Source organism: uncultured Methanobrevibacter sp. (genome assembly GCF_946184425.1).
Lineage (GTDB): Archaea > Methanobacteriota > Methanobacteria > Methanobacteriales > Methanobacteriaceae > Methanocatella.
The window spans coordinates 1-14,331 of record NZ_CAMHFP010000052.1 but is presented as its reverse complement, the minus strand read 5'-3'; the positions used below and the strand labels follow the sequence as shown (position 1 = coordinate 14,331).

General features: G+C 31.2%; 16 protein-coding genes. 2 read left to right on the top strand and 14 right to left on the bottom strand.

The genetic code is table 11. The features are described from left to right. Positions 1-188: 188 nt before the first annotated feature. From Q0P94_RS09495 to Q0P94_RS09485, 3 genes are all read right to left on the bottom strand, one after another. Complete coding sequence (locus tag Q0P94_RS09495) at positions 189-1,226, bottom strand: TIGR01177 family methyltransferase (protein ID WP_295116000.1); 1,038 nt, start codon at positions 1,224-1,226, stop codon at positions 189-191. A 49-nt stretch (positions 1,227-1,275) separates the two neighbouring features. Then, complete coding sequence (locus Q0P94_RS09490; protein WP_295115998.1) at positions 1,276-2,415, bottom strand: PH domain-containing protein; 1,140 nt, start codon at positions 2,413-2,415, stop codon at positions 1,276-1,278. Between the two features lie 139 nt (positions 2,416-2,554). After that, on the bottom strand, positions 2,555-3,793 hold the full coding sequence (locus tag Q0P94_RS09485; protein ID WP_295116004.1) for a proteasome-activating nucleotidase: 1,239 nt from the start codon (positions 3,791-3,793) through the stop codon (positions 2,555-2,557). 181 nt (positions 3,794-3,974) lie between these two features. Here Q0P94_RS09485 and Q0P94_RS09480 point away from each other — a divergent pair, with 181 nt between their 5' ends. Then, the gene (locus Q0P94_RS09480) at positions 3,975-4,466 is read left to right on the top strand and encodes a multiprotein bridging factor aMBF1 (protein WP_295115996.1); all 492 of its coding nucleotides are present in this window, start codon (positions 3,975-3,977) and stop codon (positions 4,464-4,466) included. A gap of 3 nt (positions 4,467-4,469) precedes the next feature. Here the strand turns inward: Q0P94_RS09480 and Q0P94_RS09475 are convergent, their stop codons facing one another. The 11 genes from Q0P94_RS09475 to Q0P94_RS09425 form a co-directional block, all read right to left on the bottom strand. Further along, positions 4,470-4,901, bottom strand: a complete 432-nt coding sequence (locus Q0P94_RS09475; RefSeq protein WP_295115994.1) for a DUF356 domain-containing protein — start codon at positions 4,899-4,901, stop codon at positions 4,470-4,472. Between the two features lie 31 nt (positions 4,902-4,932). After that, complete coding sequence (locus Q0P94_RS09470; RefSeq protein WP_295116002.1) at positions 4,933-6,147, bottom strand: hypothetical protein; 1,215 nt, start codon at positions 6,145-6,147, stop codon at positions 4,933-4,935. A 37-nt stretch (positions 6,148-6,184) separates the two neighbouring features. Further along, positions 6,185-6,649, bottom strand: a complete 465-nt coding sequence (locus Q0P94_RS09465; protein WP_295115992.1) for a hypothetical protein — start codon at positions 6,647-6,649, stop codon at positions 6,185-6,187. 84 nt (positions 6,650-6,733) lie between these two features. Further along, positions 6,734-8,479, bottom strand: a complete 1,746-nt coding sequence (locus Q0P94_RS09460) for a Mur ligase family protein (protein WP_295115990.1) — start codon at positions 8,477-8,479, stop codon at positions 6,734-6,736. A gap of 23 nt (positions 8,480-8,502) precedes the next feature. Then, positions 8,503-9,585, bottom strand: coding sequence for a glycosyltransferase family 4 protein (locus Q0P94_RS09455; protein ID WP_295115988.1), 1,083 nt, complete (start codon positions 9,583-9,585; stop codon positions 8,503-8,505). Positions 9,586-9,650: 65 nt separating this feature from the next. Next, a complete protein-coding gene (locus Q0P94_RS09450) occupies positions 9,651-10,745 on the bottom strand; it encodes an acetyl-CoA carboxylase biotin carboxylase subunit family protein (protein WP_295115986.1) in 1,095 nt (364 codons plus the stop codon). After that, the gene (hycI, locus tag Q0P94_RS09445) at positions 10,742-11,167 is read right to left on the bottom strand and encodes a hydrogenase maturation peptidase HycI (RefSeq protein WP_367270237.1); all 426 of its coding nucleotides are present in this window, start codon (positions 11,165-11,167) and stop codon (positions 10,742-10,744) included. The genes Q0P94_RS09450 and hycI overlap by 4 nt, the downstream gene beginning before the upstream one ends. Positions 11,168-11,233: 66 nt before the next feature. Continuing rightward, positions 11,234-12,004 carry a methyltransferase domain-containing protein gene (locus Q0P94_RS09440; RefSeq protein WP_295115983.1) on the bottom strand — a complete coding sequence of 257 codons (771 nt, stop codon included), beginning with the start codon at positions 12,002-12,004 and terminating at the stop codon, positions 11,234-11,236. Positions 12,005-12,023: 19 nt separating this feature from the next. Beyond that, a complete protein-coding gene (nikR, locus tag Q0P94_RS09435) occupies positions 12,024-12,473 on the bottom strand; it encodes a nickel-responsive transcriptional regulator NikR (protein ID WP_295115981.1) in 450 nt (149 codons plus the stop codon). A 119-nt stretch (positions 12,474-12,592) separates the two neighbouring features. Beyond that, on the bottom strand, positions 12,593-13,060 hold the full coding sequence (locus Q0P94_RS09430; protein WP_295115979.1) for a hypothetical protein: 468 nt from the start codon (positions 13,058-13,060) through the stop codon (positions 12,593-12,595). A gap of 68 nt (positions 13,061-13,128) precedes the next feature. Continuing rightward, positions 13,129-13,773: a hypothetical protein gene (locus tag Q0P94_RS09425; RefSeq protein ID WP_295115977.1), complete on the bottom strand. Its 645-nt coding sequence runs from the start codon at positions 13,771-13,773 to the stop codon at positions 13,129-13,131. 74 nt (positions 13,774-13,847) lie between these two features. Here Q0P94_RS09425 and Q0P94_RS09420 point away from each other — a divergent pair. Beyond that, positions 13,848-14,331 (top strand): DUF2115 family protein (locus Q0P94_RS09420; protein WP_295115975.1); only part of this gene is annotated, 484 nt, incomplete at its 3' end.

Genomic DNA, 14,331 nt, shown 5'->3' with positions numbered 1-14,331 from the left:
ATAAACCTATTTATTAAAAAATTATTTTTAAAAAGATATTTAAAAAAATATTTTAAAATTGATAAAAAAAATGAAATAAAAAAAATAATTCGAGGAAATAATAAAAAAAATAATAACTGTTATATTTCTAGGGCCAGTAACATCAAAATTATGTTCTCATATATAAATGTACCTATTAACTTTATATTCTATTCAGTTTTTTTGCAAATAACTGAAATAATTCTTGTTAAACTCCTATGCATTTTAATTCCATATTGTTCAACAATATCAAATCCAACTTCATCAGCCATAGGTTTTAAATCTACATAATGAGGACTCGCCATACAGAGGTAAGCATCATCTTTCATATTATCATATATTGCCTTAAAGAATTCTTTGAAAACATCATCACCATCAATATCACCAGTTGTGGTAGAAATCCCATAAGGAGGATCAGTAACTACAGCATTTACTTTTTCATACATTTTAAGTTCACGTACATCAAGATTAAATGTTCGATAATCTGTAATTCCAAAATGCTCCAAATTAATTGCAGTCCCATTCTTCATTTTCCAATAAATATCAGAACCAACAACCTTACATCCGATTAATCCCGCTTCAATCAGTATTCCACCAGTTCCGCAAAACGGATCAAGAACCAAATCACCTGCATTGACTCTTGATAAATTAACCATACAACGGGCTAATTTAGGACTCATTGACCCCGGATAGAAAAATGGTCTTTTATGAGGTTTACTATTTTCAAAATGCTTTTTATTTAACTTTATTTTTTCAATAGCAACATATAGTTTATCTCCGAATGCAACAATCCTTACCAATGATTTAGGTTTTTTAAGATTCACTTTTATATCATTACACTTTTCCAAAATTAATGAACCCACTTTTCTTTCAGTACCAACAGTATCAATATCCGAATGAAATCTTTTAACTCTTACGGCAAAAGTCTCATCAATATACTCTGACCAATCAACACAAAGTATATCGTCAGTTAATGTATCTACAGAAGATGTGGTAATCACCTCATGAACCTCATGGGTGTATCCCAATCTTTTTGTAAGTATTTCATAATAGTTATCACAGTTATTTTTTGAGATATCCTTTAGAATAACCAAACCTTCAGTTACAACACTAAGATTCGCGTCAATATTTTCACATTCCATGACTGCTTTCAATTCAGCCTTAGGTAATTCAGGATGTTCCTGAGATTGAATACATAGTAATTCCATTATAAATCACCAAATAAATTATAAAAGAAGATTTAAAATAAAAAAAATTTTATCTTTTGAATTTGTCAAAATGTCTTCTGATTACTTTTTCGCTAGAGTTATCCTCTTCAGTTTGTTTATCTTGAACATTACTGTTAGCATCGTCATAATGAAGTTCAGAGTCATAATCTGAATAGACCCCATTATCATTATAAGAATAATCATCTCTTACTTCATCATAATAGTTTTTATTGGCATAAGGTTTTGAAGGCTCATCATACCTAGAATCAAAACTCCTACTCTCAACACCATAAAACTTATCATCATATGAACGAGAAGGCTCATCATACCTAGAATCAAAACTCCTACTCTCAACACCATAAAACTTATCATCATATGAACGAGAAGGCTCATCATACCTAGAATCAAAACTCCTACTCTCAACACCATAAAACTTATTGTCATATGGTTCGTATTCATAATTCTTATGATAATTTTCTTCATAATTTAAATTGTCAGGATAATATTCATACTCCCTTCTTTGATAATTATCTTTTTCACGACCAATTGGAGTAATCGGCTCAAAGTCATCATAATACTCATTTCTTTCTAGATAATTGTCATTGGTGTCAAAATTTCTTTCACGAGAAAAGTCCTTATAAAGGTAATCTCTAGAATCATTATAAGACCGGTTAACCATATTGGAAAAGATAATATCTTCAATTTCTGAAGGTCGAGACAAAGCAGATAACACCATCTGATTATTATCATATGCACTAAATAAAGAAATAGATCCTACATTAAATATTTTTCCGAATATACTTTGAGTAGTATTAATATCCTGAATAGATGCATAGGGCATGTAATTTTTCTTAGTGGACAGTACACCAGATTTAATAATAACTCTAGACTGAGTTAAAATATATTCTTTGGAATACCATCCGATTAGTTGCCAAATAATATAAATTATAATAAAAAGAATGACAATGAAAAAAGCTATAGCCGTGTATCTGGTTAAAGCAAGGTTAATATGAGATATCAAATAAACTTGCATTTCTCCAATAAATTGAATAACAATCGGAGAAATTATGAATACAATTGCTAATAAAACAACAGCATAAATTGCTTTTTTACAACCAAAAAGCATGTTAGGCTTTGTTTGATAAAGAATTCTTTCATTTCTCACATCATCATTTTTATCAAATAACATAATTATAATATATTAGAATTTCTTTTAAATAAAGTTTTACAAAAAAAAGATTGAAAAAATAAGCCTCAGCTCGCCCATCATTCATCACATATCAGAGCTCATAGGGTTCATCATTGGCTTATGTATACATTTAAAAATATTAACCGAACATTACTCCGGCTTCAGTTTTGAACAATTCATCTTCTTTAGATTTACTCATGACTTTATCAATAGCATCCATAAAATCAGCTACAGTAATCTTATCACGTTTTTCACGAATTGCAAACATACCTGCTTCAGTACATACTGCTTTTAAATCAGCACCTGACAAATCATCAGTTAAATCGGCAAGAATGTCAATGTTCGCTTCTTCATCTAAAGACATGTTTTTAGTATGGATTTTTAAGATTTCTTTTCTTCCATCAACATTAGGAAGAGGAACTTCTATAAATCTATCGAAACGACCAGGACGTAATAATGCAGGATCCAATATATCCGGCCTATTAGTAGCACCGATAATTCCGATATCACCTCTTGATTCAAATCCATCAAGTTCAGCAAGCAATTGCATTAAAGTACGTTGAACTTCTCTGTCCCCACTGGTGGAGCTTTTAAGTCTTTTAGCAGCAACAGCATCAAGTTCATCGATGAATATAATAGCAGGAGCTTTTTCTTTAGCCAATTCAAATACTTCACGAACGAGTCTTGCACCTTCACCTATATATTTTTTAACAAATTCGGAAGCTACAACCTTAATAAATGTAGCATTGGTTTCATTTGCCACTGCTTTTGCAAGCAAGGTTTTACCAGTTCCCGGAGGACCATATAACAATATTCCTTTAGGTGGTTCAATACCTACTTTTTCAAATAATTCCGGTTCAGTCAATGGTAGTTCAACAGTTTCTTTAACTTCAACAATTTGTTCTTCCAGACCACCAATCTTATCATAAGTAATATCAGGTTTTGTTTCAATTTCCATTCCAGAAACATTTGCATCTTTTTCGGATGGCAATACCTCAACAATACCAAAAGTCTGTTGATTTAAAGCGACCCGTGAACCTGGAACCAATAATTTTTCATCTAAAAATTTTGAGTAATTTACAAGAAAACTAGGTCCAGTACTACTTTTAACAGTCATTCTATGATCATCTAATACTTCAGTAATTGTTGCCAATACAAGTGGAGGGGACCTAAACCTGTCCACTTCTGAACGTAAAGATTTAGTTTCTCTTTCTAATCTGATTTTTTCATTTTCAATTAGGACTTTATCCTTTTCTAATTTCCTAACTTTCCACATTAAGTTGCTTTTAGCTTTGGATTTTTCTTCTCTTAAATTATTAACTTCATCTTGTAGAGATTCAACTTTTTCTATTAATTGCTCTTTTGAAGAATTTTCCAAATCATCAAAATTATCCATGTGAATCATCTCCAGTTAGTTATAAATTCATTTTTCATTTTACTTTAATAACAATTAGTAACTTTAAATATTTAAATGTATTCATTTGTAATGATACTAACAATTATTATATAAGGTATTGATTATAAAATAATTATTAAATAAATAAGGAAAACTGATTAAAATGGAATGCGAAATTTGTGGTAAAGAAGTACCAGAACATAATCCAATTAGAGCAAAAATTGAAGGATCAGTTATGGTCGTGTGTAAAGAGTGCTCAAAACTTGGAAAAATCCAAAAAGCGCCTCCTAAACCAAAATTTAGAAAACAAGAAAAAACAAAAAGACCCGCTACAACTAGAAATAGAAATTATTCTAGACGAGATGAACCTTCAGAAGAACTGATAGAAGACTTTGAAATGGCTGTCAGAAAAGCAAGAGAATCAAAAGATTGGTCAAGAGAAGATTTAGGTAAAAAGATTAACGAAAGAGTTTCAGTCATCTCAAGAATTGAAACCGGAAAAATGACACCTGATGTGAAACTCACAAAAAAATTGGAAAAAGCATTAAATATTAAATTATTAGAAAAAGTAGATAATGTTGATTTGAACCAATTTGTCAATAGCTCATCCGGTGAGCGAACATTAGGAAATATAATGAAAATTAAAAGAAAATAGCTATTATTTAATATAGCTATTTAATTTCTCATTTTTAATATGCCTTCCTTTACCTTTAATTTTATAATCAATCATACCCTCATTTTTAGCCCTATGGGAATGATATCCCTGAAATGCCGGAGCTGTATTTAATAAAGAGTTTAATTCATCATAACCTTCATATTCATCACTTACTACAACAACATGTGCTGGAGGATGAATCTTTTTTATTTGCATAATACTTAATGTAGCATCTTCTTTAACAAAAAAAGCGGTAGCTACATTAGATTTTGTTCGGAGTTTAGAGTTTAAAATATTCTCAACTAATGAATCTGCAAATGATGCATCAATCACTTTTGGCTTAGACATTAAATTTAAATTACCATGCCTTTCCATATCAGCAATTGCATTAAGTAATTTAGAATTATTTTCCCCTCTAACTAAAATTAATGCCATAAAATCACTTATAAAAAAATTAGGTGAATAATCACCTATTTTGGAAAGATTTTAACAATCTACTTCTGAATACAACAAGTAAAATCAGAATAATACCTACAACAGTTTGAATGCTTCCTAAAATATTCAAGATATTTCCATCAATAGGTAAATCCCATGCTGGAGATGACCTATCACCTGGAAGTGCATTATAATAAACACCAACTGCTTTTGAGCCTTGTTTTACATTTAAATCTTTAGGTTCTACATGGTCAACACCCATTAAAAGACCATTGTTAATAGCTTTATTAATAGAACCGGCTATTGCAGATGCATCATACCCATTTTTAGCAACAGAAGCTTCAACAATCTCAGAAGTGGTTGCTGCCAAACCAGGTTTATCACTTCCATAAACAGAAACACTGACAGCATTTGAGCTAACCGTCAATGCATCACCTAAAGCCTGATATGCATAAATTGTTTTTAATTCACCACCACAAACCGGACATCTGGAATAAGCTTCGGCAGCAGGGAACCCTAATGCCCATTCACAATCCTGACAAGCTTTGGAATATTCCTCATCCATCGGATAACCAGTTTGATTCATTTCTTGAGGAGTAAACATATCTTCAGTAGAAATTCCAGAAACTAAATTTACTCCACCACCCCCGTATTTTTCACCGGATTGATTAGCTACCTGACCCATAGCTTCAGACAAAATAGTAGTAGCAGGATAACCGTCCCTAATCATTTTTCCAATATTCATCGCAGTTTCCTTACGTACTGTATCTGCAGTACCATACAATGGGTTTCCGTTTGTATTCCTCAAGTGAATAATAGCTCCCTTTTGACCTGGCTGCAAAGTTGCAACACCACTGCTGTAAGGAGTTACTTTAATATCATTGCTTGCATCATCAACAGTGATGACATATGCATCAAAAGAACCTCCAATTGCGGCACCGATACTAGGTCCGCCAGCAACAAGACGAGCCCCATTAAATTGAGATGCAATGGATGCTGCAGATGCTGCAGAAACATTATTATTTAAATTGGCAACAGCTTCAATTACAGAATCCAACCTAGTATCAGAACTACCAGTACCCCCTGAAAGTACAGCAAAATGATTATTTTTAGACATTAGAAATGTAGACTGGAACATGTTTTCCGCAAAAGACATACTTCCAGCCGCCGCTCCGTTTGGGTCTTTACCAGTAGGGTCTGTTATAACGATGATGTTACATGTAGCGGCAACGCTACTCATTGTCATTAAGAATATTATCAGAAATGCAATTGATACTTTTAGTTTATCCACCGTTCTCACCTTCAGTTGTAGTGGTTTTTGTTTTATTACCCATATCAACAGAAGAAAAGTCTTCAATTACAGTTACTGTAACTACACCAGTGTTTTTATCTACCTGAACATCAGCAGCAGTAATAGGTTCTACCGATGTACCGGGCACTGTTGACCGTGTTGCAAATTCTTGTGCCGTTTGAATAGCATCTTGCAGCGAAACTTCTCTAATTGAAGTTTTTAAAATATCGCCATAGATTACACTACCATCTCTTAAACCAGATTGCATAACATTTGATCGGATAGTATCAACAGGAACAATATCATTTCCTTTGATAATAACTCCTGAAATTGGAATACCATCATTTACTTCATTAGAAGATGCAAATGCAACATAAGTGATTAAACGACCACAAAGAATTAAAATAAACGCTAATAATAAAATTATTAATGTGTCTCTTCTAATCTTTATAAACATGTTTATATCCTCTTTCAAATCGAAAATTCTATCAATAGAATAAAATTATTCATTTATTATATTAATTTAATATTATATTTAAATTTATATTATATCTTTTAAAAGTGATTCAGCAGGATCCATTCCCTGAGCACCAATTAATAAAATAATATCATTTTCATCAGCTTTTTTATAAGTATCACTCAGACATTCTTTTAGATTGTCATAATGAATGAAATCAATATTATTTTGATTTAAAGTGTTGAAGAATATTTCCCTTTCTTCATTTTCAACATAATTCAAATCATTGACCACATCGTTGCTTGAAGATAAAATTAATTCAATATTATCGTCCATAGATTCTACAATAGCTTCAACATTCAACTGATTTATTTCTACACCCCTTGAACCCCTAATGGAACAGACAACAAACAATGTTTGATTTGGCGCAAGCAATTTAATAGTTTCTGAAATAGTTGCTTTAATTCCATCAGGATTATGTGCAAAATCATCATAAATCAGAGGTTTATCATTTAATTTAGCAAAACGCCTATTTAGAGCCTTATAAGATTTCACCCCTTCAACAATATCCTCCATATCAATGCCAAGTGAAATACATGAACCTATGGCAGATAAAATATTCTGTATAAAATGTTTTCCCTTGAACGGCAGTTCATCTTTTGTTAAAAGAGTGTCATTATTATAAATGATTTTACTATCATCATAATAAACAGCATTTTCCTTATCAACTGCAGACATTGAAAAATAAAATGGATTTTTAGCATCTAATTCCATTACCAGTTCATCATCATAGTTAAGTACACAAACTCCATTACCAATAGCTTTAGGAACTGAAGTCAGTTCATTATATACATCCTCAATGGAATTCACAAGTCCAATATGATCCATTGCAATATTTGTTATTACTGCAACATCAGGATTAATGGCCTGACTCATCAATGCGGCATGATTCTTCATTAATTTTCCAAGCCAACCCTGCACCTCAGACACCTCAATAACCAGATAATCCAATGAACCATTATCTGTTACCTCATCAGCAATTAATTTGGAAACCATTGGATCAATTAATGTATTGAATTCTGATTCACTATCGGTGTTTGTTAACACTTTAAAACCAGCTGTTTTAAGAATATGGTAAATCAAATGTGAAGTGGTGGATTTTCCGTTTGTTCCAGTAATTACAATATTAGTTGAACCAGGTGAAAACTTCTTCACAGTATATGATAACGCATATGCATTAGCCAACTCAATTTTATCAGTTATTATTAATGGGAAATTTAGTTTTTCAGCCATTTCGACCGCACAATCTTTTGGAGTTTGAGTAATTAAGCATGCGATATTTTTTTCAAAAGCCATTTGTATTCCTGTCCCATCAATCCAGTGACGTATAACTATATCTCCGGTATGGGCATCATTTAAAAAAGTGAATTTCCCTGTAAAACCGTCAATAGAAAAAAATTCATCATTTCCAACAAGTCTGCCTTCAACAGTTTTAACTAAATGATTAATATCCTCTGTAAAATTAACTTTTTCATTAGCTAAAACGTATTTTTTAGCCAATTCAATATCGTCAGTAATAATTAATGGAAAATTTAATCTGTTTGCTGTTTCAATAGCCTTGCCTTTAGGATTTGGAGTGATTAAACATGCAATATTTTTAGTAAACGCCATTTGAACTCCAATTTCATCTATTGAATCTCTTATAACTATATCTCCAGTATGAGCATCACCTAAATATGTAAATTTTCCTGAAAATCCATCAATCGAAAAAAATTCATCATTTCCAATAAGTTTCCCATTGATAGATTTAGCCAAATCTTGAATATCCATATAATCACCTAAAAAATAAAAAATTAGAATAGGTACATCTTAGCAAGAATACCTATTATACAGAACAATGCTGTAACTCCCCAATAACTTAATACAATTTTTGTTTCAGACATTCCATAATGATTTAGTGTATGATGTAGCGGTTCTACCGGTAATTTAATAATATGTGCTCTATGCAATAAACTGACAACAACTGAAATAATTGGAACACCCAAAGCAAAAACTCCGAAATATGGAACATCACATACCATCACTGCTGCGGCATATCCTGTTCCCAATACAAATGATCCTGTGTCTCCCATAAATATTGATGCAGGATATTTGTTGAAAACTAAAAATCCTAAACATAATCCTGACAATATTAAAAATACCGGAATCGAATTGATTTGACCGAATAGATAACAGTAAACACAACATGCAATTGATGCTATTCCTACAATTCCGGCAGCAAGGCCATCCATACCATCAATTAAATTAACAGAATTAATACAACCTAAAATACCAATTATTACAATAGGAATAGACAGTAAACCCAATTGAAATCCGCCTAATGTAGTTACAGCTCCGGTTAAAGCCAGGAACAAACCCAATACAATTTGACAAATAATTTTTTCTAATTCTTCAGGTTCTGTTTTAATTGGAACTTCTCCAATTACTTCAACTTTGCCTGCTTTAAGCAAATCATCAACTTCGGATTTTGCTTTTGGAGTTGCTACACGTACCTCTTCTCCAGGTTCAACATCCAAACGACCTAAAGTAATAACCTCCTTAGAGATATTTACAACAATTTTTTGAATTTCTTTGACTTTTAGACCTATTAAATCATCAACCATACCCACAATACCGCCTGCAAGCATGATGAATGAAACCAATAAAATCGGAGTGTTTTGATAGTATAATGCAATTATTAATGAAATTGTAAATAAGAATGCAATACCTCCCATTGTAGGTGTACCACTCTTATGTCTATGTTCACTAACTATAGGATTATCAGCAATCCTTGCCTTAAGTAATATTCTTTTAACATACCATGTAAAGAATATTGAAGCACATAATGTTATTAAAAAAAGAATTAACATATCCGTATTATTCATTTTACCACACAATAAATCTTTTAAACTAATAAGATATCTATTGATAATAGTATATAATTATAACTTATAATACGGATTTAAATTAATTTACCAACCAGATTATCAAGTTCCTTTTTAGAATCTGCTCTGGCAGTTACCCTCTGATAACCTTCAGGACCATGCACAACAAAATCATTTTCTTCAAAAGATTTTACAGGTTCATTAGGAGAAGGTCCCTCATAGTTTCCAATTGGGATTTCAGTCGAATAGTGATATTCGAGTTTATCCGAAATATTTGCAAGAGAAAATTCTCCAATCGCCATGTTAACAAGTTCGCATAAAGAGTTGACACCACATGTAGCAGTAGTCAAATATCTTGTTCCATTTGGGCGTGTATTGACTTCGATTGCATACAACTGATTATTCTCTTTTGAAAACATGAAATCCATCTCAAAAATCCCATCTGAGTCCAAATTTTTAGCTATTTTGTATGCAACATGCTGAACTAGATTATTGTCCAAACCTTCAACCATGCAAGGACCTGTTTTAACTTTATTGAGAGGGTGTATTCCTTCCAAAGTAGTTTCTCCTTTATAAATTGGAGGCAACGCAACATATTCCCCAGCGAAACCTAAAACTTCAATGGATATTTCAGATCCCTCGATGAATTTTTCACATAATGCCTGATTGAAATGCTCAAAATACTCGGTAACATCTTCAATAGATTTGGCCACTTTAATATCTTTTCCACCCTGTCCTTCACCCTGCTTTAAAACAACCGGAAATTCGATTTCAATTTCATCAGGATTATTTAATATTTGATAATCAGGAGTAGCAACATTAATCTCATTGTAGAATTCTTTTGTTTTGATTTTATTGGAAGTTAATTCAACAGCCCTTACTCCAGCAGCAATGACTGGAATATCATGCTCACTTTCAATTTCTTCCTTCATGTATGCAACGTCAATCAATGGAGGATCAATTCCAATTAGCGGAACGATAGCATCAACATTCTGCATTAATGCAACCTGTTTAGGACCATCCATTCCTCGAGGAACGATAAAGACCTGATCAGGCAAATCCAAATTTATTGCATTTTCATTGGATTCTGTGAGAACGCTTTCAATTCCTTTACTTCTAACATACCAGTCTAAATCATCATATAATCTTGAACCAATAAATAACAATTTCATAATATAATTCCTTTTAGTATATCTATAAATTCACAAGCGGCATTTTCAACATCCTGAGATAAATTTTCCGAATAATCCAATGATTCGGGTTCAATACCAACAAAAATTATTCTAAAGTCATTATCCCTTTCAAGATACCTTACAAAAAATGATAATGACATTGAATGAGTTGAAATACCTATATTTGCAAAATCGTATTTATTAACAATTTTCATATCACCAGGTTGTCCATCCATCAAACATGCATCTACAATGATAATGTGAGTTGGATTTTCCTTTCGCAGTTTACCTGTAAAATTTTCAGGGACAGTTTCAGCATTAATAAACAATAGATTTTTATTTTCAATATCTTCTTCTTTTAATTTTTTTATAATGAACGGACCTACACCGTCATCACATTTGAGCTCATTACCCACGCCCAAAACAATTAATTTCTCACAATCTGAGAGAAAATCACTTAGTTGAGATTCAAAAGACAATTTATCACCTTAAATATATTCTGTTTTAATACTTTCAATCCCTTTTCCCATACTATATTTTAGTTTAACATTTATAAAAGAATTTCTTTTTATTGAACGTTCGTCCAAGGGAACAAGCAATGGAGGATTTAACATTGGGGTGGGTCCGCATATTATGTTATCATTGAGTTTTGTGAATGTAGTTATCTTTAATCCATTGAGAAAACCATCTTTTTTGGCCTGAATTGTAATATCCTTTTCAAAATTTAGATTGAGATTATCTAAAAAGTTAATTTTTGAGTAAACCACAGCATCAGATAACACATCATATTTAACACCATCTTCATCCCAGTGAACATAATCCCTTTCAAGAGTTACCAACTCTACCGTATTTATAACACCCATAGGTATGATATGCCCATCATCCTTTAAAAACTGCTTGGCAAAATTTAATACTGGAACCTGCTCTTCATCAATTAAAGCTGTATCCATCATCTCACAGACTATTAGGTCAGCTTTTTTTGAAAAATCATATTTCAGAACATCTGAATTGATTACATCAACATTTGAAAAATTAGACAGATTCTCTTTTGCACAATTGGCAGTTTTAAAATCAACTTCCAGCGAAATAATTTCATCAAAATAAAAACTCAAAAAATAGGATAAAATACCACTACCGCATCCTAAATCATAAGCTAAACCGGTTTTTGAATCATAATCTTTAATAGCTTCAAAAAAACAGGACAGTCTTTCCTTATCCTTTAATAAATCATGATGATAAGGAGTAGTTTTGAACTTCATAAAAAAAAAATAATGAGATTTAGTGATGATGACTGTGTCCATGAGAGTGTTCAGGATCACTAAATTCTTCGCCATTTGCAGTGCTGGTAAGTTTTACGTGTTCAACACCTTTAAGTCTCATAATCCTTTCAGTTAAATCACGAATTTCGGCAATATCCCCATTAACGACAATAATCTCCATACAATATTTATCAGTCATGTGAATATGCATACTGGTGTTGATTTCATTTCTGAAACTGTGTTGAATTTCTGCAAGATTTTCCATTACTCCAGTATAATGATGGTCATAGATGACAGTTATGATACCTATTCTTTGACCTTCCATGGAGTTCATCCATTGATATCTGACAATATAATCTTGAAGTGCATCACGAATTCCTTTAGAACGTGATTGATATCCTCTTTCCTTTAACACTTCATCAAAATCTGCGAGTAATTTCTTAGGTAAAGACATACTTATTCTCATCATAAAAAAACACATCAAAATATTAATTATATACCTATATTATATACATTTTAAAATATATAAATATTATGATTAATATGAAAAAAAATATTACTTACTTAATATGATATATAAAAAAAATATTACTTTACCAGCAAATAATACTCACCATCATCCTTAATAATGGATTTTAAAAGACCTTTATTCTGCAAAGATAAAATAATGTGATACATTCTAAAATTAGACAATTTCAAGTCACCATACAAAAGATGTCCTTCCAAAGTGTATTTGGAAATGAGATTTTTGTCATCAACCAAATCCTGAATCAACTTATATGACTCTTTTTCCTTAATATTCAGTTCTAATTCTTCAACATCTTTTTTAGAGTTTACAGTGTTTATTTCCTTTTCATATTCTGACAAAGAAACCTTATTGTCCTTAAAGATAACCAATTCTTTATCTTCAAGTTCTCGTAAAATTTGAACTAAATCATATTCATGAAAACCTAAATCCTTTCTTAAAACATTAATAGGAACGCCTTCAGGATATTCTATGGCAAAAATATTAATTTGATTTAAAACAACCTCTTCATTTTTAGTAATGGTAATCATATAATCATCATTATGTCAAATCTATTACTTAATAGTTATGTTCAAAAAAATATTATGCAAATAACCTACTAAGATAACTGCAATTCATTTTCAAGAGCTTTTGCTTCCTGCTTATCCTTTTCAGCAATTTCTTCAGGTGTCAGATCAGTAGGTCTTGTGAAAAATAAATCAATATCATTTACAACCTGACAAATTGACATGTGGAACAATTCCTTTAAGGCCAAGCTTTTTTCAATTCTGTTCAAGGATTCATCACCATAGATTTTATCATAGTCTCTTTTATAATCATTGCGAATTCTGGACGGGTCCAAATCTATTTCAAGCTGATTTATGTCATATTCTTCAGTCAACATTAAAAAATTAATTAATTCTTCCTTTTCATCAGCAAAATCATTATTTTCATCAGAAATAACGTCATGGAAATATTTATTTACAGACTGGAAAACATCCCTAGATACATTACCGTTTATGATATTATCCAAAAATAATGAAAAGGATTCAGAAATAAAATATTTTCCATTTTCTTCTTTAGTCTGGAAAACTAATTCATTTTCCACATTCGCAACATACTGAATTAAAACAATTTCTTTTCCTTTTTGAAATGACTTAACATTGAATTTAGTATTCTTAACTTTATAATCTGAATTGACTTTCAATGCATTTTCAACATTTTCAATATCTTCTTTTGAAATTTCCACAAATTTTTCATCCATAACTATCAACCAATTATTGTTTATACTTATATAAATATTAAAGTATTTTTATTTTATTGACCCATAATTTATATATGAACTCTGAAGATATAATTGTTGAACTTAAAAATCTATCTTTAAACGAAGAAGTTAGCACAACTGAACTAATGGAAATACTTAAAAAATATGCAAGAAGCATATCAGTTCAGGATTTGATGCTTGCTACAGTACGCATGAGAAAAGATGGAGAGTTCGTTCATGCAAACTATCGTGAAAAATACTTAAAAGTATATATTAAATATTTTATAATGCGCATGAAAGAAGTTAAGGAAAATAATGAATATCAGAATAAAAAAATTGATAAAAAATCGTTTGACGAATCATTCCCTATGCTTGAAAGGACTTTTGAAAAGGAAAGATTAGACAAATCTGAAGATGACAAATTTCCATTAATATATGTGATAACATCATTATACACAACATTTATCTTAGAAGAGCCTATACATCCTGTTGGAAGTGAATTTCCCGGAAGTTTGTTTGTTGAGAAAAGAAATGGTAAATTTTTATGCCCAGTAAAGG